Origin of the sequence: Marinobacter changyiensis, from assembly GCF_009193265.1 — a bacterium.
GTDB classification, from domain to species: domain Bacteria; phylum Pseudomonadota; class Gammaproteobacteria; order Pseudomonadales; family Oleiphilaceae; genus Marinobacter; species Marinobacter changyiensis.
Map to the genome: position 1 here is coordinate 281455 of NZ_VZZZ01000002.1, position 20574 is coordinate 302028.

19 protein-coding genes and 1 pseudogene are annotated in these 20574 nt (G+C 57.3%); 14 read left to right on the plus strand and 6 right to left on the minus strand.

What is annotated here, in order from left to right:
• Positions 1–15 precede the first annotated feature (15 nt).
• The 3 genes from F6Y09_RS07105 to F6Y09_RS07115 all read right to left on the minus strand — a co-directional run bounded on the left by F6Y09_RS07105 (position 16) and on the right by F6Y09_RS07115 (position 2989).
• Positions 16–1347: a TRAP transporter large permease gene (locus F6Y09_RS07105; RefSeq protein ID WP_152206231.1), complete on the minus strand. Its 1332-nt coding sequence runs from the start codon at positions 1345–1347 to the stop codon at positions 16–18.
• A gap of 2 nt (positions 1348–1349) precedes the next feature.
• Entirely contained in the window at positions 1350–1871 is a 522-nt protein-coding gene (locus tag F6Y09_RS07110; RefSeq protein ID WP_246180384.1) for a TRAP transporter small permease subunit, read from the minus strand.
• Between the two features lie 119 nt (positions 1872–1990).
• Positions 1991–2989, minus strand: a complete 999-nt coding sequence (locus F6Y09_RS07115; RefSeq protein ID WP_152206232.1) for a TRAP transporter substrate-binding protein — start codon at positions 2987–2989, stop codon at positions 1991–1993.
• Between the two features lie 159 nt (positions 2990–3148).
• Between F6Y09_RS07115 and F6Y09_RS07120 the strand changes: the two genes are divergently transcribed.
• Entirely contained in the window at positions 3149–3838 is a 690-nt protein-coding gene (locus tag F6Y09_RS07120) for a GntR family transcriptional regulator (protein WP_152206233.1), read from the plus strand.
• Positions 3839–3885: 47 nt separating this feature from the next.
• Positions 3886–4368, plus strand: coding sequence for a shikimate kinase (locus tag F6Y09_RS07125; RefSeq protein ID WP_152206532.1), 483 nt, complete (start codon positions 3886–3888; stop codon positions 4366–4368).
• On the opposite strand, the gene F6Y09_RS07130 is transcribed toward F6Y09_RS07125, so the two are convergent.
• Both F6Y09_RS07130 and F6Y09_RS07135 read right to left on the minus strand, forming a co-directional pair.
• Positions 4365–4793 carry an SRPBCC family protein gene (locus F6Y09_RS07130; protein WP_152206234.1) on the minus strand — a complete coding sequence of 143 codons (429 nt, stop codon included), beginning with the start codon at positions 4791–4793 and terminating at the stop codon, positions 4365–4367. The two genes, F6Y09_RS07125 and F6Y09_RS07130, sit on opposite strands and share 4 nt — an antisense overlap.
• A 124-nt stretch (positions 4794–4917) precedes the next feature.
• A complete protein-coding gene (locus F6Y09_RS07135) occupies positions 4918–5793 on the minus strand; it encodes an AraC family transcriptional regulator (RefSeq protein ID WP_152206235.1) in 876 nt (291 codons plus the stop codon).
• A gap of 197 nt (positions 5794–5990) precedes the next feature.
• On the opposite strand from F6Y09_RS07135, the gene F6Y09_RS07140 reads away from it, so the two are divergent.
• The 8 genes from F6Y09_RS07140 (at position 5991) to F6Y09_RS20490 (ending at position 14619) form a co-directional block, all read left to right on the plus strand.
• Complete coding sequence (locus tag F6Y09_RS07140) at positions 5991–7481, plus strand: CoA-acylating methylmalonate-semialdehyde dehydrogenase (RefSeq protein WP_152206236.1); 1491 nt, start codon at positions 5991–5993, stop codon at positions 7479–7481.
• Positions 7482–7492: 11 nt separating this feature from the next.
• A complete protein-coding gene (locus tag F6Y09_RS07145; RefSeq protein ID WP_152206237.1) occupies positions 7493–8659 on the plus strand; it encodes an acyl-CoA dehydrogenase family protein in 1167 nt (388 codons plus the stop codon).
• A gap of 38 nt (positions 8660–8697) precedes the next feature.
• Positions 8698–9477 (plus strand): enoyl-CoA hydratase, encoded by a 780-nt coding sequence (locus F6Y09_RS07150; RefSeq protein WP_152206238.1) that lies wholly within the window; start codon positions 8698–8700, stop codon positions 9475–9477.
• Positions 9478–9495: 18 nt separating this feature from the next.
• Positions 9496–10581 carry an enoyl-CoA hydratase/isomerase family protein gene (locus F6Y09_RS07155; protein WP_152206239.1) on the plus strand — a complete coding sequence of 362 codons (1086 nt, stop codon included), beginning with the start codon at positions 9496–9498 and terminating at the stop codon, positions 10579–10581.
• 47 nt (positions 10582–10628) lie between these two features.
• Positions 10629–11522 (plus strand): 3-hydroxyisobutyrate dehydrogenase, encoded by an 894-nt coding sequence (mmsB, locus tag F6Y09_RS07160; RefSeq protein ID WP_152206240.1) that lies wholly within the window; start codon positions 10629–10631, stop codon positions 11520–11522.
• A gap of 64 nt (positions 11523–11586) precedes the next feature.
• Positions 11587–12720, plus strand: coding sequence for an AI-2E family transporter (locus tag F6Y09_RS07165; RefSeq protein ID WP_152206241.1), 1134 nt, complete (start codon positions 11587–11589; stop codon positions 12718–12720).
• Positions 12721–12839: 119 nt separating this feature from the next.
• Positions 12840–13910 (plus strand): proline racemase family protein, encoded by a 1071-nt coding sequence (locus F6Y09_RS07170; RefSeq protein WP_246180385.1) that lies wholly within the window; start codon positions 12840–12842, stop codon positions 13908–13910.
• Between the two features lie 172 nt (positions 13911–14082).
• Complete coding sequence (locus F6Y09_RS20490) at positions 14083–14619, plus strand: hypothetical protein (protein WP_246180386.1); 537 nt, start codon at positions 14083–14085, stop codon at positions 14617–14619.
• Between the two features lie 33 nt (positions 14620–14652).
• On the opposite strand, the pseudogene F6Y09_RS20825 reads toward F6Y09_RS20490, so the two are convergent.
• Positions 14653–14880 (minus strand): annotated as a pseudogene (locus F6Y09_RS20825) (hypothetical protein); the annotation flags it as partial.
• A gap of 64 nt (positions 14881–14944) precedes the next feature.
• Here F6Y09_RS20825 and F6Y09_RS07180 point away from each other — a divergent pair.
• From F6Y09_RS07180 to F6Y09_RS07195, 4 genes are all read left to right on the plus strand, one after another.
• A complete protein-coding gene (locus F6Y09_RS07180) occupies positions 14945–15607 on the plus strand; it encodes a TetR/AcrR family transcriptional regulator (RefSeq protein WP_152206243.1) in 663 nt (220 codons plus the stop codon).
• Complete coding sequence (locus F6Y09_RS07185; protein ID WP_343031079.1) at positions 15604–16713, plus strand: efflux RND transporter periplasmic adaptor subunit; 1110 nt, start codon at positions 15604–15606, stop codon at positions 16711–16713. Before F6Y09_RS07180 ends, F6Y09_RS07185 begins: the two co-directional genes overlap by 4 nt.
• Positions 16714–16716: 3 nt before the next feature.
• Complete coding sequence (locus F6Y09_RS07190; RefSeq protein WP_152206244.1) at positions 16717–19845, plus strand: efflux RND transporter permease subunit; 3129 nt, start codon at positions 16717–16719, stop codon at positions 19843–19845.
• Positions 19846–19969: 124 nt separating this feature from the next.
• The gene (locus F6Y09_RS07195) at positions 19970–20500 is read left to right on the plus strand and encodes an isochorismatase family protein (RefSeq protein WP_152206245.1); all 531 of its coding nucleotides are present in this window, start codon (positions 19970–19972) and stop codon (positions 20498–20500) included.
• Positions 20501–20574 lie beyond the last annotated feature (74 nt).

The following is a 20574-nucleotide window of genomic DNA, read 5'->3' on the forward strand; positions in this document are numbered from 1 at the left end:
CGGTTCAACCTTTGGTCAGGAATCCATCAGCAGATCAGGCAGCCAGGTGACAATTCCCGGGAAAATACACAGCAGTACGATGGCCAGCACCATGCACAAGGCATAAGGCAGGCTGCCCATCAGAATATCCCGTAGCGCTATGTCCGGCGCTATTCCCTTGATAATGAACAGGTTGAGTCCGACCGGCGGGGTGATCAGGCCAATTTCCAGGTTGATGGTCAGGATGACCGCGAACCAGTAAGGATCAAAATTGGCGGCCAGGATAATCGGCAGCAGGATCGGTGCCGCCATAACAATGACAGCCACGGGCGGCAGAAAGAACCCGGCGACCAGCAGGAACAGGTTGATAACGCCCATCAGTACCCAGCGATTAACTTCAAGGTCCGCAATGGCGCCGGCTACGGTCTGTGTAATGAACAGGGATGACAATGCGAACGCGAAGATCTCGGCGGTGGCGATGATCAGCATGATCATCACACTTTCCCGCAACGCATCCCGCATGATGATGGTGATCGGTTTTACCTGCCACATGCGGTAGACAATGATGGCAAGTGCCAGACACAAAAACGCGCCGACGCCGGCGGCTTCTGAAGGCGTAGCGACACCACCGTAAAGGGCAAACAGAATTCCCATGACCACAATCAGGAACGGCAGTACCCGCACCAGCGCCTTCATATTGCCTTCAACATTCTCCTTGACCCTGGCGGCAGCTTCCGCAACCGGATTCGGGCTGTCATAGCCCCCCGCCATCTTGCAGGCGATGAGGGTCCAGATCATGAAGAGGCCCGCCAGCATCAGGCCGGGAATGGCACCGGCGATAAACAGCCGTCCGATCGAGGTTTCTGTTGAAATGCCGTAGACAATCATGGTGACGGAGGGCGGAATAAGAATCCCGAGGGTACCGCCCGCTGCAATACAACCGGCTGCGACCCCGTCCGGATAACCCCGCTTGCGCATCTCCGGAATGCCGAGTTTACCGATGGCGGCACTGGTGGCCGGGGATGAGCCCGACAGCGCGGCAAAGATAGAGCAGGCCGCAATATTGGAAATGGCCAGGCCACCGGGTAACCTGCCCATCCATAAATCAAGCGAACGGTAGAGATCTCGCCCGGTGGGAGAAGATGCCACCGCCGCGCCCATCAGAATAAACATCGGGATGGCGACGAAGCCAAAAGATGCTACGTTGCCAAAAAAGGTTTCACCAAAATAGATCAGTTCTCCCATCCCCCTGTCGAGGACCAGCGCGGTCAGGGAAACCGCGCCAAGAGCAAAGGCGATGGGTGTGCCGATGGCCATCAGGACCATGAGAGCGATAACAACCAGAATGCCACTGGTAACGGGATCCATGATCAATGCTCCCCACGAAGAATTTCAGCCACGTATTGCAGCGACAGTTGGCTGATGCCTATGGCCATTGGGAGGACGGCTGGCCACAGAACCGGATTCCATGCGGTGCCGGTGGTCCAGTCCATACTGAAGGCCTCGTAAAAGTAGTACCAGGAGCCGAAAGCGAGGGCCAGGCAGAAGCCAAGGCCGACCAGGTGCGCAGCAAGCTGCATGATGCGTTTGGGCAACCCACGGAGAGAGTCTGGTAAGACGGTGACTGCCACGTGGCCACCGGTTTTCAGCACATAAGGTGTGCCGAGCAGCATCGCTGCGGTAATGGCGAAGGTGGTGAACTCGGTCTGCCAGACGGTGCTTTCAACGAGGATATAACGAACAAACACCATGTGGACTACGGCCAGAACGCCGAGTGCGAGCAGGGTTGCGGCCAGCAGGGCGGTTGCGACAGAGAGTGTATCCATGCACCGGATGTAGCTGCCAATCACGCTGCGTTCTGAGGTTTCGGAAACATCATAGGGTTGGGACATGCGGACCCCCGGGAAGCCATATGGTCGACGTGCAGTCTGATAGCAATGCACTCTGGCGGTTGAAAAAGGCCGGAGCCGAAGCTCCGGCAATAGGAGGGCTGTTCTTACTTCACTATCGCCTATTCAACTGCCAGAGCGGCATCAATGAGCGCCTGGCCGTTTGGCACATTCTCCGCGAAGGTCTTGTAAGCACTCTTCTTGGCGATATCGAGCCAGGCGTTGTAGTCTTCCGGCGTCATATTGACGACTTCAACACCGTTTTCCTTGAATACGTCGATCATCTTCTGATCAAGTCCTGCGGCCTCTTTGGCAAAGTAGGCTTCGGCTTTTTCACCGGCGGCCGTCAATGCGGCCTGCTGCTCTTCATTGAGGTTGTTCCAGCTTTGCTCGGAGATGAGGATCGGCTCATACATGAACCAGAGTGCGTTCTCCCCGGGCGCAGTCAGACAGGTGACCTGCTCATAGATGCGGTAGGAAACAAAAGAGCCGGAGGAGGTGTTGGCGCCATCCAGCACACCGGTCTGCATGGCTGTGTAGATCTCCGAGGACGGCATTGAGGCGATTGATGCACCGGCCGTTGCCAGCATTTCGTCAAACGCGGGGCCAGCTGCGCGTAGGGTTTGGCCCGACACTGTGTCCGGAGACGTAATGCAGCGATCGTTGGAAGCAAAACCACCCGCCAGCCAGGCATCCGCGAGGACACGGGCGCCCGCATCGTTGATGACTTTTTTGATCATGCCCATGAATTCGGAATCATTGAGGCGTTGGGCACGGTCGTGGCTGCGGACCAGACCAGGCATCAAGGTGGCGGAGAACTCGGGATGTCGTCCGGAGGCGTAATCGAGGGGGAGGGCGGTCATGTCCAGACGACCACGCACCAGTGCGCCCCACTGTTCACCGGCCTTGAACAACGACTGACCGGGGTAGACCTGGATTTCTAGGTCGACGTCGGCAGCATTAACTTCTTTAGCCATCAGCTGAACCATCTCATCCCGGACATCGCCTTTGCCACCGGGAAATTGATGAGACGCACGTAGAACGGTTTCTGCGGAAGCGGCGCTGATCATAGCGAGAGATAAGCCCGCAGCGGTCGCAATCTTGACGATCGAGTGTTTCATTGTGGTTTTCTCCGAACATTTTGTTGTTGTGTAATATTCATCAGAAAAGCTGATGTATATATCAATAGCGCTTGTATATACTTGTGTCAATATGAATCGACGAAAGTATCATGTGCGCTTTTGCCATTTGATCAGCAGTTTCTACCGGAGGGTGCAGTCGTGAAGCGTTCAAACACTCAGAAACTCAAGGATGCCCTGGAGGACGACATTATTAATGGGCGTCTGATGCCAGGTGCCCGGCTCGATCCGGAAGAGCTGGCGCTCAAATTTGGTGTCTCTCGCACCCCGATCCGGGAGGCGATTCAGCAATTAGCGGTCAGCGGTCTGGTCACGGTGGAGCCCAAAAAAGGTACGTTTGTCGCCAAGGTGGGCATCGAGCAACTGATTGAAATGTTCGAGGTAATGGCTGAGCTGGAAAGCATGTGTGGTCGTCTTGCGGCCCGCCGCATCAGTGCTGTCGAGCTGGCGAACCTCGCATCCGCCCTGGCGCGATGCGAGGAAGCCATCAAGCAGGGCGACTCCGACGAGTACTATTACGAGAACGAGGACTTTCACAATTGCATCTATCGGGCGAGCCACAACGCCTTTCTTGCCGAAGAGACCCGACAGCTCAAGCAGCGCCTGAAACCATACCGTCGCATGCAACTACAGGTGCGGCAGCGGATGGTGAATTCGATGCAGGAGCATCGCGAAATCTACGAGGCAATTGAGTCAGGGAATGCGGACCGGGCCGAAGACCGCCTCCGTCAACATGTTCTGATTCAGGGCGAGCGCTTCAGCGACTTTGCCTCCAGTGTGAAGAAATTTTCGCTGCAGGCCGAAAGAGCCGTTGAGGAAGCGAAAGGGTGACTTCCGTTCCTCAATCTTCGGCGGCGTCCAACCTTGTGCTCATCGGTATGCCGGGGTCGGGCAAAAGTACGGTAGGGGTTTTGCTGGCCAAGCGCCTGGCGCTCGGGTTCGTGGATACCGACCTGTTGATCCAGGCGGCAGCAGGCCGCACATTACAGGCAATTGTGGATGATGACGGCTACCGGGTGCTGCGAGGCATTGAGGAAAGGGTGTTGCTGGATCTGAATCTGGAGCATCACGTTATCGCTACCGGCGGAAGTGCCGTCTACAGTGCCGAGGCAATGGCGCACCTGAGGCAGAACAGCACCATTGTGTTTCTACAGGTGACGCTGGCGACAGTTGAGCAGCGCATTGGTGACTTCAGCCTGCGGGGTATTTCAAAGCGCGACGACCAGTCCCTTGCAGAGCTGTTTGCGGAGCGTCATGAGCTGTACTCCCGCACGGCGGATATCACAATTGCCTGCGATGGCCTGAGCCATGAGCAGGTCTGTAACCAGATCATCGAGGCGCTCGATCAGCCTGCCCGCTAGGCCAGCTCAGGTACGCGTTTGATGCCCCTTCGAAGGCCTTTTTCAAGGGTGGAATGTATCAGCGCGCCGGTGAAAGGGATGATCTCCTCAAAGGAAATGGTGTAATCGATTCGGGTCTGACCGTCACTGGTTTCCGAAAAACGGATGCGCCCCTGGTGGTTTCGGATAGGGCTCAGGCTGGTAATTGTGTATTCAATCAGGCTGTCTGGCTCGAACCCGGTCACCGTCTCTTCCAATGCGAGGAGTCCGAACCCAATCTTGCGAACCGAGCCAAGGCCATTGGGATCGGCCTGGTCGCTGTCCTTGATGCGTTTTACCGGGGCGCCCAGCAAATCGCCAAACCGCTTGTGATCGGAAAATAACGCAAACACCCTGTCCTGGGAAACATCAAATGTGTCTTCAATCTGAATGGTATAGGTCGCCATGGTGGTGCCTTGTCTGGATTAGTTCTGGCTCGTTATCGGACAGCCTATCGAGTTATGGACAACAACAACAGGGGTCGTGTTCCCATGACATATTTTCGGCGTTCCCGTCCTTCTTGGGTCAGCTTCAGTGCCGACTGGTGTGGCGATAGTCGGTTGGCGATAACCCCATCACTTTCTTGAACAGCCGCGAAAAGTAGTAATTGTCATCGTAACCCAGTTGGGAGCTGATCTGGGTGAACGAATGATCAGTGGTATCGATCATCTGGCAGGCCTGTTCCACCTTCAGGTGAAGGAAGTGCTGGATCGGTGACACGCCAGTGAGCTCCCGGTAACGGGTAGCAAAGTGCGTAGCGGACAGCCCGGTGAGGCCTGCCAGCTGGCCAAGGCTTATCCGCTCATCCAGATGTTCCCGCATAAAATTGTGAATGACATCCAGGTCGGGCTGTTGTGATTGTCCGGATTCACCCATGCTCAGGGGAATAGCCGCCAGCAGCTGACGCAGCCGGTTGGCCACATGCACCAGCCCCGGGGTCCGGAAACCGGTTTGTCGCACCGATAGCAAACCGTTGAAGTCCACCAGCAGACGGGGCTGCCGTCCGAGGTGGAGCACTCGAACCCCGTCGGTGAACCCCATATGTTGGCGGAAATCTTCCGCCAATGGCCCGGCATAATGCACCCAGTGAATAGTCCAGGGGTTTTCCGGCGCCGCCGTGTAGCGATGGGAGGCCCCCGCCGGCAACAGCACCAGATCACCTGCCTTGACCACACACGGCTCGTCCTCGATGCTGAGGAACGCCTCGCCCTCAGTGCAGAGGATCAAAAGATCGTCGCTATGGTGCTCACGATGCATATGATGACCTACCGCCCGCCGATAGTGTCCGAACGCCAATGGATACAGATCCCGCGTCAGCGGATGTCTGGAGAGTGTTTTGACGACGGGGTCCGGGATGACATAACGGATACTGTCCGTTGGCACCGGCCATTGGGAAGTTTTAGTCATTTATTACAACAATCTTGTTTTGATTTCGAAAGATAATCCATCACGGACGAAATTTAGTCAATCATGACGCAGTCTGTTCCTGTGCTAGGATCTAGGAAAGCCTGAGGGTAATGTCCCCCAAGTATCACTGTCACAACGACCAAATATCATTACAACAACGACCAGATTTCACTACAACAACGAAAGGAAACCACAAAATGAAAACCGTACCTCTATACATCGGTGGCGAATTCATAGAAAGCCAGACCGAGCAGTGGATCGACGTCACGGACCCGGCCACCAACGAAGTTATCGCACGTGCACCTTGTACAACGGATGCTGAAATGCGCCGCGCGATTGACCATGCTGGCGAAGTCTTCAAGACCTGGAAAGAAACCCCGGTATCCGAGCGTGCCCGTGTGATGATGCGTTACCAGGCCCTGCTCAAAGAGCATCATGATGAAATTGCTGAAATCCTGTCCAAGGAAACCGGCAAGACGTTTGACGATGCAAAAGGTGATGTCTGGCGCGGTATCGAAGTGGTCGAGCACGCAGCCAACATTCCCTCGTTGATGATGGGCGAGACCGTCGAGAACGTCGCCCGTGAAGTTGACACCTATTCCTACATCCAGCCACTGGGTGTTTGCGCTGGTATCACACCGTTCAACTTCCCGGCGATGATCCCGCTCTGGATGTTTCCCATGGCCATTGCCTGTGGCAACACCTTCATCCTGAAGCCGTCAGAGCAGGACCCTTTGACGCCCACTCGGCTGGCAGAACTGTTTGAAGAAGCCGGCGCGCCCAAGGGCGTATTGCAGGTGGTTCACGGTGGCAAAGAGCAGGTCGATATCCTGCTGACGGATCCCGCCATCAAGGCGGTGTCTTTCGTTGGTTCCGTGCCGGTTGGCCGTTACATCTACGAAACCGGCACCAAGAACATGAAGCGGGTACAAAGCTTTGCCGGCGCCAAGAATCATATGGTTATTCTGCCGGACGCCGACAAGCAGCAGGTCGTCAATGCACTGGTAGGTGCCTCTGTCGGTGCTGCCGGTCAGCGCTGCATGGCGATTTCGGTGGCAGTCTTTGTGGGTGAGGCCCAGGAATGGATTCCCGATGTCAAAGCGGCGCTGGCGGCGGTCAAGCCCGGCGCCTGGAATGACAAGGGCGCCAGCTATGGCCCGGTGATCAGCCCCCAGGCCAAGAAGCGGGTGGAATCACTGATTGCCCAGGGCGAAGCCGAAGGTGCCAACCTGCTGCTGGATGGCCGTGGTTGTGAAGTGCCGGGTCTGCCTGATGGTAACTGGGTGGGTCCCACCCTGTTCTCTGGCGTCAAGCCGGAAATGGAGATCTACAAAGAAGAGATATTCGGCCCGGTTCTGGCCTGCATGGAAGTAGACACCTTTGGTGATGCCATTGAGCTGGTCAATAACAGCCCTTACGGCAACGGGACTTCCCTGTACACCAGTTCCGGTGGTGCAGCCCGTCGTTACCAGCATGAAATTGAAGTCGGTCAGGTGGGTATCAACGTGCCCATCCCGGTGCCCCTGCCTTTCTTCTCCTTCACCGGCTGGAAGGGCTCGTTCTATGGTGACCAGCACGCCTACGGCAAGCAGGCGGTCCGGTTCTATACCGAAACCAAGACCATCACTGCACGCTGGTTCGCCAAAGACGCGATTGCGGAAACCAACTTCTCCATCCGTATGCGGTAAGGGGAGCGACGATGAACTTCGATCTGACCGAGGACCAGTTGGCGTTTCGGGAGGCCGCCAGAGTCTTTGCCGAGAAGGCCATGGCACCCCACGCTGCGAGATGGGATGCGGAACACGAATTCCCGGTGGACGTGATCCGGGAAGCGGGCGAGATGGGGTTTTGTGGCATTTATACCCCCGAAGCCCAGGGTGGTATGGGATTGTCACGGCTTGATACCACGGTCATCGTGGAAGAGCTGGCGGCCGCCTGTCCGTCCACGGCGGCCTACATTACCATTCATAACATGGCGACCTGGATGGTCGCCATGTTTGGCAATGCCCACGTGCAGGATACGATTGCTCCACGTATGGCCAGTGGTGAATGGTTGGGCTCATATTGTCTGACTGAACCCGGCGCCGGGTCCGATGCCGGTAGTCTGCGCACCAAAGCGGTAAAGGACGGCGATGATTACGTCCTTAACGGTAGCAAGGTGTTTATCTCGGGTGCCGGCAGTACCCAGATATTGGTGGTGATGGCCAGGACCGGTTCGCCGGACAGTGGCGCCAGGGGCATCAGTGCCTTTGCGGTGCCAGCAGACAGCGACGGCATTCATTACGGCAAAGCGGAAGAGAAGATGGGCTGGAACAGTCAGCCCACCCGGCAGATCACGTTTGAAAACGTGCGGGTACCAGCAGAGAACCGTCTGGGCGAGGAAGGCGATGGTTTCAAGATCGCCATGAAAGGCCTCGACGGCGGCCGCCTGAACATTGCGACCTGTTCCCTGGGCGGCGCCCAGGCAGCGCTGGTGCGAAGCCGCAATTATATGCATGAGCGTGAGCAGTTCGGGCAGCCGCTGGCGGGCTTTCAGGCGTTGCAGTTCAAGCTGGCGGACATGGCGACGAATCTGGTGGCCGCCCGTCAGATGGTTCGTCTGGGGGCTTACAACCTCGACCAGCGCAACTCGGAAGCCACAATGCTGTGTGCAATGGCAAAGCGATTTGCCACCGACGCCTGCTTTGAAGTGTGCAACGACGCCCTACAGCTTCACGGTGGCTATGGCTATATCCGGGAATATCCCCTTGAGCGTTACGTGCGAGACCTGAGGGTGCACCAGATTCTGGAAGGCACCAACGAAATCATGCGGCTGATTGTCGCCCGCCGGCTGTTGGAACCGGGGGTTGTTGAAGCCATTCAGTAGCCGACAGAACAGTAGCTGACAAAACAAGAGGCAATCCGATGAGCGACCTGATTCAACTGGAAAAACGCGACCATATCGCGATTATCACCATCAATAATCCACCGGCCAATACCTGGACCCTGGAGTCACTATCAGCCCTGACCGAAACCGTCGAAGCCCTGAACGCGGATGATAATATCTTTGCTCTGGTGGTGACGGGCCAGGGTGAGAAGTTCTTTTCCGCCGGTGCGGATCTCAAAAGCTTTGCCGACGGCGATGCTGGTAAAGCCAACATAATGGCCCAGGCGTTCGGCAAGGCGTTCGATACGCTTACCCGTTTCCGCGGTGTGTCCATTGCTGCCATCAACGGCTATGCCATGGGCGGGGGCCTGGAATGCGCGCTGTCCTGCGACCTGCGCATTGCCGAGGAGCAGGCCCAGATGGCCTTGCCTGAGGCCAGTGTTGGTGTGCTGCCGTGCGCTGGCGGCACTCAGAACCTGCCCTGGCTGGTAGGTGAGGGCTGGGCCAAGCGCATGATTCTGTGCGGCGAGCGCATTACGGCTGAACGCGCCCTGGCCATCGGGCTGGTGGAAGAAGTGGTGCCAACTGGCACGGCGCTGGACAAGGCACTTGAGCTGGCAGCGATGGCCTGCAAGCAGAGCCCGTCGTCGACTGCCCGTTGCAAGTCGCTGGTGATGAGTGCCCGCGATGGTCGCAGCCATGCGGATGGCTGGCGCATGGAGCGTGAACTGTTCATTGAACTTTTCAGCACCGAAGATCAGCGCGAAGGCGTTAATGCGTTTCTTGAAAAACGCGCGCCCCAGTGGAAGAACCGATAAGGACAACCGGGCAATCCTATGAGCAACCAATCTGTAATATTTGAAGAACTCGCAATCAACGGCGGGGGCTGCATCGGTGTCGCGCGCCTGAACGTGCCGCGGGCGATGAATGCCTTGTCTCTGGACATGATCCACCTGCTCAAAGCCCGTCTCGATGACTGGGCGAAGGACCGTGAAGTCAAAGCCGTGTGGCTGGAAGGTGAGGGCGATAAGGCTCTTTGCGCTGGCGGGGACATCGTCGCGCTCTATCGTGACATGACCGAGCCGCGTTCGGATCATCGCACTGCCAGCGTGGGCGAACAGTTCTTCACCGACGAGTATGAGCTGGATTATCTGATCCACGCCTACCCCAAGCCCTTTATTGTCTGGGGTAACGGCATCGTGATGGGGGGTGGTCTGGGCCTGATGGCCGGTGCCTCTCACCGGGTGGTGACTGAACGGTCAAAACTGGCGATGCCGGAAGTCAGCATCGGATTGTACCCGGATGTCGGGGCTGGCTGGTTCCTGAACCGTATGCCTGGTCGTACCGGACTTTTCCTCGGCCTGACCGGGGCACGGATGAACGGGGCCGATGCCCTGTTTGTCGGGCTGGCGGATCGCTTTATCTGTCACGACCGCCGTGACGAGGTGAAGGCCGCTTTGCAGCAGGCACAATTCGGCAGCACGGCCATCAAAGCCGTCAATAAAGTCTTGCGTCAGTTTGAAGCAGAATCACGGGAAGTCTTGCCCGAATCGGTCGTCAGGAATCATTTCGATGTCATTCAGTCCTTGACGGATGGCGACACGTTGATCGATGTGGTGGACAACCTGACTCGCATGCAGGATGACGACCCATGGCTCGTGAAAGCGGTCAAGACGGTGGCGGCCGCATCACCGGCATCGATGGCGATTCACTGGAAACACTTCCACGATACGCCTCGAGACAGTCTTGCGGATGTGTTTCGAAAAGAGCGCCGGCTTTCCATCCATTGCCTGAAAAAAGGCGAGTTCGCAGAGGGTATCCGGGCGTTGCTGATTGACAAAGACCTGCAACCACGCTGGCAATATCCGACTCTGGCCAGTATTGATCCGATGTGGGTGGACGAATTTTTTCTGAAAACCTGAACTGAAGATCTTCAGCCTGAACACAGAAAATACGGAGAACAATAATTATGGCGACTATTACGTTTATCGGACTCGGAAACATGGGTGGCCCGATGGCCTCCAACCTGCTCAAAGCCGGACACGAGGTGACGGTATTTGATTTATCCGACGATGCGGTCCGCACCCTTGTTGGTGAAGGCGCCAAGAGTGCCGCCACTGCCACGGAGGCAGCGGACTCTGCCGATTGTGTGATCACGATGCTGCCCGCCGGAAAGCACGTCGAGGCCGTGTACCTGGGTGACAACGGCTTGCTGGCAAGCCTTGCATCCAAAACTCTTGTTATTGATTCTTCCACCATTGCGCCGGAAACGGCCCGCAAAGTGGCCGAAGCAGCGGTTGAAAAGAACATCACGTTCATGGACGCGCCCGTGTCTGGTGGTGTCGGCGGCGCCAAAGCCGGTACCCTGACGTTCATTTGTGGTGGGGAGAAGGCGGCCTTTGACCAGGCCAGGCCGATTCTTGAAGGTATGGGCAAAAACATTTTCCACGCCGGTCCCCATGGCGCCGGTCAGATCGCAAAGATCTGCAATAACATGTTGCTGGCGATCCTGATGAGCGGCACCAGCGAGGCATTGGCCCTCGGTGTAAAAAACGGTCTCGATCCCGCCGTACTGTCTGAAATAATGAAACAGAGTTCAGGTGGAAACTGGGCCCTGAACGTATACAATCCCTGGCCGGGAGTTATGGAGGCAGCGCCGGCATCGCGTCAGTACCAGGGCGGTTTCCTGGTGGATCTGATGAACAAGGATCTGGGGCTGGCGATGGACAATGCGGTACAGAATCACGCTGCTGTTCCCATGGGCGCCCTGGCACGCAACCTGTTTGAACTGCACGCATCCCAGGGTAATGGCGCACTGGATTTCTCCAGCATTCAGCGCTTTTATTACCAACCACAGAGCTGAACCTTCGCGGCTGAGCAGTAGGCGGCGATACCATTTATACATGTATAAGGCCGCTTGAAACGCCATGGAAGACCAACCCACTACTGATCAGAATGCCGACGGGACCCCAAGCAAGAAGCTCAGAAATTACCGGCTTCAGGTCCCGTCAAATATTGTAACTCCTGTCTACGGTCTTTTCGTGCTGGGGGTCCTGTACACCCTGTACCTGGCCCATGAGATTATCCTGCCGATTATTCTGGCCTTGCTGACCAGTCTGCTGTTATCTCCGCTGGTCAAGAAAGCCTACCGCCGTTTCGGTATACCGCGAGTGATCACCTCCCTGGTCCTTATCCTGACACTGATCGCCGCAATGGCGGGGCTGGGCTGGGCGGTTGCCAAACCGGTGACCGAGTGGGCGAGTAAGGCACCGGAAGGCATATCGAAGCTACTGGTGGGTGAAAGCGCATTCAGGAGGCAGATCGAGAAGGTCTCCGAGTCCGCGGCTCAAGTCGAAAAGTCCGTTGAAGAGCTTTCCGACAGCGAAAGCGCTGGAGCCGGAACCACCAACACGGTCGTCTTGCAGACCGACTCATGGCGCGCAAAACTGTTCAACAAGGTGAAGAATGGCTTTGCGGGCCTGGCTCTGGCCCTGGCGCTTACGTATTTTCTGCTGGTCAGCGGCGACCGCCTGATCCAGAATTTTGTCCGTCAGTTGCCGAGAGGTCAGCGCCGCAACGCTCTGCATATTGTCCATGAGGCCCAGCATGAAATTGCCCGCTATCTTGCGGTAATTGGTCTCAGTAACCTGTTTGTAGGGACCGCTACCGGTTTGCTGGCCTGGGCAGTTGGGCTGCCATCACCGGCAGTGTGGGGATTGGTGGCAGGCCTGGCCCGGTTCATTCCCTATCTCGGTGTGATACTGACCATTTCACTGTTGGCGGTGGTGTCGGCCACCAGCCTGGATGAGCTCTGGAAGATGGCTGTTGCGCCGGTGGGTTACCTGGGGCTGACAGCGCTGATCGGCTTTTTCCTGGAGCCCTATATCCATGGCTTCCGCATGGCGATTAATCCGGTGGTTATTTTCGTGTCGATCTTTTTCTGGGGCTGGCTCTGGGGCCCGGTGGGCGTTCTGCTTGCGGTTCCGTTAACCACGGTCATTCAGGTGGTACTGAAACAGATTCCACGGCTTCGGCCTGTGTATCGGGTCATTGCGCGTTAAGAGCCTGACGTCGACGAAAAAATGACCTATCCTGATCTGATAGCCGGTATGACAGGAGCAGGTAGCCATGGTTGCGAAGGATGTGAGGGCTCGCGAGTTCGAGCAACGTGGAGTCTGGTATGCCTAAGCAGCCGTTCAGGTACCAACAACATGAACGGATGCGTGCGGTCGAGCTCGTGGACATGCAATCGGGTGGCGACGTCAGTCGTATTGTTACCCGGGGTGTCGGCCACCTGCCTGGGGGTTCGGTGCTGGAGCAGATGCGCTATATCCAGAAGTACGGTGACGGTTTTCGCCGCTGGCTTTTGAATGAACCCTACGGCGATCCGTTCATGTCTGTCGACCTGATCGTGCCTCCGGATAATCCGAAAGCCCAGGCCGGTTACATCATCATGGAAGCCATGGGTTACCCCCTGTATTCCGGCTCCAACACGATCTGTACAGCCACCGCGATTCTGGAGAATGGTATTGTCCCGATGGAAGAGGGCGAACAGTTGTTGGTGCTGGAGTCGCCGGCGGGTCTTGCCTACATCAATGCCCGGAACCGCAATGGCCGGGTCGAGTCCATCACCACCCGCAGCGAGCCGGCGTTTGTCTCGGCTCAGGACCTGGTCGCATACGTGCCAGGCTTCGGACAGGTCCCCTTTGACCTGGTCTGGAGTGGGGCTTACTTTGCCATGGTGGATGCCAGTGCGCTCGGATTCGGGTTGGTCTCCGATGAAATGCCGGCAATGGCCACTTTTGGACGGGCCTTTGTCGAGGCTGCCCGCCCGGCAGTGACTCAGGAGCACCCGGATCTGGGCCACGTTGGTCCGCTGCCTTTTGCCCATCTGATGGGCCCGGTGGAGCGCTTGGGCAGCGATGGCTTCCGGTCCCGCTCTGCCACCTACGTCCATCCGGGCGTTATCTGCCGTAGCCCGACCGGTACTGGTACTTCCGCCCGACTGGCGCTGATGTACCACCGGGGCGAAATCCGGGACGGCCAATGGCTCGAAACCATCTCACCCCGTGGCAGTACGTTCGCCGGCAAAGTTCTCGGCGCCGCCCAGGTCGGAAGTTATCGCGGCATGAGCAGCGAAATTACCGGTCGTGCCTGGACCATTGCGCGGTCAGAGGTGCTGCTCGATCTGGATGACCCGATGGTCGATGTGTCTGACCTTGAGGGTGTGCTCAATTCCCATCAGATCTAGCGCCCAGCTCTTCTTATTCGTAACCAGCTTAAGCCTGGCGGGCTTATCGTAAGACAGTCTGAGAAAGCCGCTGCGGGCTGATCAAATAATAACCTGTGCCCTCTATACTTTATATTGATCCACTCTCTAACAGCATCTGCACCATCATCTGCAGCAGCAGGGGAGGTCAACTATGAAGCGGTTGTTTTATCTCGTGGATTCCATAGATAGTGTGCAGGATATTTCTGACGACCTGCATGAAAAAGGCATCACCAATTGGCGGTTCCATATTGTCAGCAAGGATGAGGCTGGGCTTTACACCCACCATCTGCACGGTGCCAGCGTGCTGGACCGCACCGACCTGGTGAGATTTGTGGAGCGGGGTGCGATCATCGGAGCAGTGTTCGGGCTCACTTTTGTCTTGCTGATGGCCATGTTCAGCGGGTTAGCATGGCCGACCGCGGCCTGGGTTGCAATGTTCGCTTTCTTCACCGTGGCGGGTGCCTGGCTTGGCGGGTTTGGGGGCATTACCGGTGAAAATTACCGGATACGACGTTTCCATAAGGATATTGAGGCTGGTCGTTACCTGGTCATGGTAGATACCCCAAAAGCTCATGTCGCCGAGATGAAATCGTTGATGACCAAGAACCACCCGGAAGCAGAGCTGCAAGGCGAGTCCTCCAGCTTCAACAATCCGTTTGCAACCAAGGATGGCCAGTTTTCTCAGTAACTTGTGAGCTTCGTCATTGGAAACCCGGCGAAGATTCATCAAAAGCTGCACTGCCTGCTTCCGGGTTTTCCGGCCCTCCAACACCTCCTTCGTTGCCGGCTGCTGGTCAGTCATGTGCCAGAACTGTTGCGCCCGCAATTGACGGGTCCATCGCGCCATCCGCAGCCTCGAATACCATCGCCTCAACCAGGAGTTCACTGTAAGAGTACTCTTGAAGGGTGCTCTTGAAGGGTACTCTTGCGAATTATGACTCAAAGTCATATTATGACCGCCGGTCACAAATGGCCATCTCTGGCCACATTCAGGTAGTAAGGCAGCACAAACGATGAGTTATCAGGATGAAGTCTTTGCCCAGCGCGAGCGTCTGTTGCTGGACACCGCGCTGGAGTTGTTCCTTCAGCGTGGGTGGGAGTCGGTGACAGTGGCGGAAGTGGCTGCGGCGGCAGGAATTGGCAAAGGCACGGTGTACAAGCATTTTCCCACCAAGGACGCGATTTATGCGCGCCTGGCACTGGAGTTCTCCCGCCGCTGTCTGGCCCGATACCGGGCCATATCCGACGTCGGTAGTCCGCTGGTGGCAATGCGCGCGGTGATCAGGCTGGCGTTCGATCTGATGGCGCAAAGCCCGGTTGAGGTCCAGCTCTGCCTGCATTGCGAGCGGCCGGAGTTTCTGGACCGCCTGGGGAGTGACATTCAGTCTGAATTCCGGCAACTGGATGCGGAATATACCGAAATGTTTCATCAGTTCCTCGACGCCGCCGTGTCCCATGGCGAGCTCAAGATCGCTTCGGTCGAAACCGTCTACTGGGGTATCGAAGCGGGCTTTCAGGGGGTGATGTCAAGAGTTGCCGCAGGCGGTTTCGGGCCTCGCAGTCACACCACCACGTTGCCCACCTACTTTGATTACGTAGCCGATTTCATGATTGCCGGCCTGGTAGGCGCTCCGGCCGTTGGCTCCGTACCGCACATTCAGGATGAACAACAATGATGCATCTGAAAAAGGAAATCTGGGGGCCGGTGGCCCTGGCCGTGTCGCTGTTCTTCGGGCTGGTACTCTGGATGATCAGTGGTGATGTCAAGACCGCGCGGGAGGATGTGGACGAGCCCCAGAAAACCGCCAGTGACGGGCCTGTCCGGGTAGAAGTAGAGCGTTACAATGCCACTACCTATCAGCCAAAGGTCATGATACAGGGGCAGATTGAGCCATGGCGGCGGGTTTCCATCAGTGCCCAGGTTGAGGCCATCGTTGAGGCGCTGCCCGTGCAGCAAGGGCAACAGGTCCAGGCGGGGGACGTGCTGGTAAAACTATCCGAGGAAGACCGGCCTGCAGCAGTGGCCCAGGCGCGGGCCCGGGTCAGGCAGCTGGCCGCAGAACTGAAAGGTGCTGAGCGCCTGCGTACCGGGAACCTGGTGTCCGAGTCCGAAAAGCTGCGCCTCGAAAGTGAGCTCGCGGCTGCCCAGGCCGCGCTCGAACAGGCCGAGCTGGCCTTGCGTCATATCCAGCCGACAGCACCGTTTGACGGCGTGGTGAATCAGCGTAATGCCGAACTCGGAGAATATGTCGCCAGGGGCCAATCGCTGCTGGAACTGGTTCAGGTGGACCGTCTGAAAGTGACCGGCAATGCACCGCAACAATCGGTGGCAGGCCTGGAACAGGGCCAGCCGGTGAGTGTGGAGCTTCTGGATGGTCGTATCCTGGAAGGCAGGTTGAGCTTTGTGGCCAGCGCAGCGAATGCTGAAACCCGCAGTTTTTATGTGGAGGCTGATGTGCCGAATCCCGAACGGCTGAGAGTAGCGGGTGGCAGTGCCACGCTGGGGATCTCGCTGCCAGAACGACAGGCGACGTTCCTGTCGCCGGCCTATCTCAGCCTGGGCGATGATGGCAAGCTCGGGGTACTGCACGTGGATGACGACGATAGAGTGCGCTTCACAACGGTACAGATGCTGAGTGCGACCACGGACGGAGCCTGGGTTGCGGGCTTGCCGGCCAGCATTCGGCTGGTGACACAGGGCGGAGGTTTTGTTTCCCCGGGGCAGCCTGTAACACCGGTAACCGGTTCGTTAGCCAGCCCCCGGCCCAAGGCTGAGGGCTGACCGATGCAAACCCTGATCTATGCGGCCCTGAACCGCAGTCGCACCACCTTACTGGCGCTTATCTTCCTGATTATGGGCGGTATCGTGGCGTTCCAGATCATACCCAAGGAAGCCAATCCGGACGTAACGATTCCGATGATTTATGTCTCCATGACGCTGGAAGGCATCAGCCCTGAGGATGGCGAGCGCCTGTTGGTTCGGCCCATGGAGCAGGAGCTGAGATCGCTGGAAGGTATCAAGGAGATTCGGGGCACCGCCTCCGAAGGCCATGCATCAATCATGCTGGAATTCGACGCCGGCTTTGATCCGGACAAAGCGTTGCAGGATGTTCGTGAAAAGGTCGACACCGCGCGCACCAATATCCCGTCAGAAGCCGATGAGCCAAGAGTAAACGAGATTAACGTCTCGCTGTTTCCGGTGCTTTCCATCGGCCTGTCCGGACCCCTTTCCCAGCGCGAGCTGATTACCGTGGCTCGGCGCCTCCAGGACGCCATCGAGGGTATTCCCCAGGTACTCGAAGTAACCATCGGCGGAGACCGGGAAGACGTTCTGGAAGTTGTGGTCGACCCCCAGGTATTGGAGAGTTACGGCATAGATTATGACCAGCTTGCCACCCTGGTGGCCCGTAATAACCAGCTGGTCGCGGCGGGAAGTCTGGACACCGGTTCCGGCCGCATGGCGATGAAAGTACCAGGGGTGATCGAGACCATCGAAGACGTTATGGCGATGCCGATCAAGGTCAATGGAGATGCGGTGGTTACCTTCGGGGATGTCGCCATGCTGCAGCGCAGTTTCAAGGACCCGACCGGTTTCGCCAGGATAAATGGCGAGCCGGCGGTTGTCCTGGAAGTGTCAAAACGCACCGGTGCCAACATCATCGAAACCGTTAATCAGGTGAAAGCGTTGGTAGCGGCCGCTGAAGATCAGTTCCCCGACGGTCTGGAAGCAAGCTACATCATGGACCAGTCGACGGAAGTGCAGGATATCTTGCGTGACCTGCTGAACAACGTACTGACCGCCATTGTGCTGGTGATCATTGTGATTATTGCCACCATGGGCCTGCGTTCCGCATTGTTGGTGGGGCTTACGATTCCGGGTGCCTTCCTGGCCGGAATCCTGATGATATGGAGCCTCGGGTACACCCTCAATATTGTTGTGCTGTTCAGTCTCATCCTGGTCGCCGGTATGTTGGTGGACGGTGCGATTGTGGTGTCGGAACTGGCCGACCGTAATCTCCATGAGGGGCTTGCTCCCGGAGAGGCGTGGGCGGAGGCTGCGAGCCGTATGGCCTGGCCGGTGATCGCCTCCACTGCCACCACGCTTGCGGTCTTTCTGCCGCTGCTGTTCTGGCCGGGGCTGGTGGGGGAGTTCATGAAGTTCCTGCCGATCACCGTCATCCTGTGCTTGCTGGCATCGCTTGCCATGGCGTTGATTTTCCTGCCGGTTCTCGGCGGAATCAGCAGCGGCTCCCGGGCCCGTGTACCGGTTGAATCCGGGCGGATGGGGCAAGGTTATCGCGCGGTATTGGCCACATTGTTGCGCTGGCCTGGCGTCACGCTGCTCGGGGTGATTGTGCTGGTCGGATTGATTTACGGGGTTTACGGCCGCTTCAACCACGGGGTGGAGTTTTTCCCCAGTGTCGAGCCGGATTCTGCCCAGGTCTGGATACGGGCGCGGGGGGACCAGTCCATCCACCAGCGGGATACGCTGGTACAAAAGGTGGAGGCACGCCTGCTGGGGATGCCCGAAGTCAAAGCGCTGTATGCGCGCTCGCTGATCAGCCCGGACTCGCAGATGGCGCCAGATGTGGTGGGGGTGCTGAATTTCCAGTTTACCGACTGGTTTGAGCGTCGTCCCGCATCGGAGATTCTGGCAGATTTCCGGGCTCGCACTGCCGATATCCCCGGCATCGTGCTTGAGTTCAGGGAACAGCAGCAAGGCCCGGGTGCTGGCAAACCGGTGGAGCTTAAAATCAGCAGTTCCCAGAGCGATGCCCTGGATGGTTATGTCGATACACTCAGGGCGGCCATGGATGCAATAGGCGGTTTCGTGGATGTGGAGGACGACCGCAGCCTGCCGGGAATCGAATGGCGCCTGGAGGTTGACCGGGAAGCGGCTGCGCGCTTCGGCACCGATGTGTTGAGTGTTGGCAGTGCCGTGCGGCTGGTCACCAACGGACTGGTGCTGGCGACCTATCGTCCGGAAGATGTCAGGGATGAAGTGGACATTGCGGTGCGGGTGCCGAATAACTGGCGGGAGCTGGACCAGTTCGAGCGCCAGACCATCAATACCAGTCGCGGGCAGGTGCCGTTATCTTACTTCCTGAGTCTGGAGCCGGCGCCTAAAACCGGCATCATCCAGCGCGTTGATGGTCAGCGCACCATTACGGTCAAAGCCGACGTCGCCGATGGCCTGCAGGCTGATCAGCAATTGCAGGCGTTACGTGATCGGATGCCGGACACCCCGGCAAATATCACCGTGCGTTTTGCGGGCGAAGATGAAGAGCAGCAGGAGGCTGCGACCTTCCTCTTCAGTGCTTTCATGGTCGCGCTGGCACTGATGCTGTTGATTCTGGTTACCCAGTTTAACTCCCTGTACCAGGCATTGCTGATCCTGTCCGCCATCGTCCTGTCCACTGCCGGCGTGCTGTTAGGGTTGCTGGTTAACGGTCAGTCCTTCGGTATTGTCATGGTCGGGATGGGCATTATTGCGCTGGCGGGTATCGTGGTGAACAACAACATCATTCTGATTGATACTTACAATCAGATGCGTAAAACCGGCCTTGGTGCTTTTGAAGCGGCACTGGAAACTGGCTGCCTGCGCCTGCGCCCGGTGCTGCTCACGGCCGTTACCACGATTCTCGGATTGATGCCCATGGTGCTCGGGGTCAATGTTGATCTGTTGTCGCCCTCGCTCGGGTTTGGCGCGCCCTCGACCCAGTGGTGGACGCAACTATCAAGTGCTATAGCCGGTGGCCTCGGGTTTGCGACCTTGTTGACACTGTTGCTGACACCGACATTGCTGGTTTTGGGGGAAAAAGTGGGGGAAAAAGTAGGGGAAAAAGTAGGAGGGAAAGTGAGAGAAAAAATGGGTGGCAAGTTGCAGGATCGCGCGCGGACGCCGAGTTCGTGAACTACAATCTCTGGGGATTGCTTTTACTGAAAAACACCGGCGGTATGAAAGTGTTCAAATAAAACGCCGTTGATCTCGTTCCGGATTATGCGGAACAGTTATTCCGACGCTTTGGAGGCAAGCAATGCTGATGTCTGCCGATGATTCATCTGTTGTGCTGGTGGATCTGCAACACAAACTGATGCCAGCCATTCACCAGGGCGACGCGGTGTTATCCCGGTGTCTGCGGCTGGCGGGTATTGCCAAAGCGCTGGATGTGCCGGTAGTTGGCACCGAGCAAAGCCCGGACCGCCTCGGCCCGAATGCGGAAGAGATCCGTGAGGTGTGTGGGCAAACGGTCGTGAAAAGCCACTTCGACGCCTGTGCCGACGGCCTGGTGAAAGCGTTATCGCCGCAGCGAAAAACTGCAATGGTGGCCGGTTGTGAGGCCCATGTCTGCATATTGCAAACCGCGCTGGGGCTGATGGATGCCGGTTTTCAGGTATGGGTTGTGGCCGACGCTGTGGGCTCCCGCAAAGTCTCTGATCGCGATGCGGCGTTGAGTCGCCTGCGCCAGAACGGCGCACAAATAGTGACGGTCGAGATGGTCGCTTTTGAGTGGCTCGGAAACAGCAATCATCCGGGATTCCGGGACGTTCTCAAGCTCATCAAATAGTTACCCAAGACTACTGAATGACGTTTTAAGTTTACCTTTACGTAAACAGCATGCTGTGATAAACCTTGATTCAA

Excerpts from the sequence above, each read along its gene's own strand:
- F6Y09_RS07170 (WP_246180385.1), top strand. The coding sequence starts at position 12,840 with ATGCCTAAGCAGCCGTTCAGGTACCAACAACATGAACGGATGCGTGCG.
- F6Y09_RS07105 (WP_152206231.1), bottom strand. The coding sequence starts at position 1,347 with ATGGATCCCGTTACCAGTGGCATTCTGGTTGTTATCGCTCTCATGGTC.
- F6Y09_RS07140 (WP_152206236.1), top strand. The coding sequence starts at position 5,991 with ATGAAAACCGTACCTCTATACATCGGTGGCGAATTCATAGAAAGCCAG.
- F6Y09_RS07150 (WP_152206238.1), top strand. The coding sequence starts at position 8,698 with ATGAGCGACCTGATTCAACTGGAAAAACGCGACCATATCGCGATTATC.
- F6Y09_RS07115 (WP_152206232.1), bottom strand. The coding sequence starts at position 2,989 with ATGAAACACTCGATCGTCAAGATTGCGACCGCTGCGGGCTTATCTCTC.
- F6Y09_RS07125 (WP_152206532.1), top strand. The coding sequence starts at position 3,886 with ATGCCGGGGTCGGGCAAAAGTACGGTAGGGGTTTTGCTGGCCAAGCGC.
- F6Y09_RS07130 (WP_152206234.1), bottom strand. The coding sequence starts at position 4,793 with ATGGCGACCTATACCATTCAGATTGAAGACACATTTGATGTTTCCCAG.
- mmsB (WP_152206240.1), top strand. The coding sequence starts at position 10,629 with ATGGCGACTATTACGTTTATCGGACTCGGAAACATGGGTGGCCCGATG.
- F6Y09_RS07135 (WP_152206235.1), bottom strand. The coding sequence starts at position 5,793 with ATGACTAAAACTTCCCAATGGCCGGTGCCAACGGACAGTATCCGTTAT.
- F6Y09_RS20490 (WP_246180386.1), top strand. The coding sequence starts at position 14,083 with ATGAAGCGGTTGTTTTATCTCGTGGATTCCATAGATAGTGTGCAGGAT.
- F6Y09_RS07195 (WP_152206245.1), top strand. The coding sequence starts at position 19,970 with ATGCTGATGTCTGCCGATGATTCATCTGTTGTGCTGGTGGATCTGCAA.
- F6Y09_RS07180 (WP_152206243.1), top strand. The coding sequence starts at position 14,945 with ATGAGTTATCAGGATGAAGTCTTTGCCCAGCGCGAGCGTCTGTTGCTG.
- F6Y09_RS07155 (WP_152206239.1), top strand. The coding sequence starts at position 9,496 with ATGAGCAACCAATCTGTAATATTTGAAGAACTCGCAATCAACGGCGGG.
- F6Y09_RS07185 (WP_343031079.1), top strand. The coding sequence starts at position 15,604 with ATGATGCATCTGAAAAAGGAAATCTGGGGGCCGGTGGCCCTGGCCGTG.
- F6Y09_RS07110 (WP_246180384.1), bottom strand. The coding sequence starts at position 1,871 with ATGTCCCAACCCTATGATGTTTCCGAAACCTCAGAACGCAGCGTGATT.
- F6Y09_RS07165 (WP_152206241.1), top strand. The coding sequence starts at position 11,587 with ATGGAAGACCAACCCACTACTGATCAGAATGCCGACGGGACCCCAAGC.
- F6Y09_RS07190 (WP_152206244.1), top strand. The coding sequence starts at position 16,717 with ATGCAAACCCTGATCTATGCGGCCCTGAACCGCAGTCGCACCACCTTA.
- F6Y09_RS07145 (WP_152206237.1), top strand. The coding sequence starts at position 7,493 with ATGAACTTCGATCTGACCGAGGACCAGTTGGCGTTTCGGGAGGCCGCC.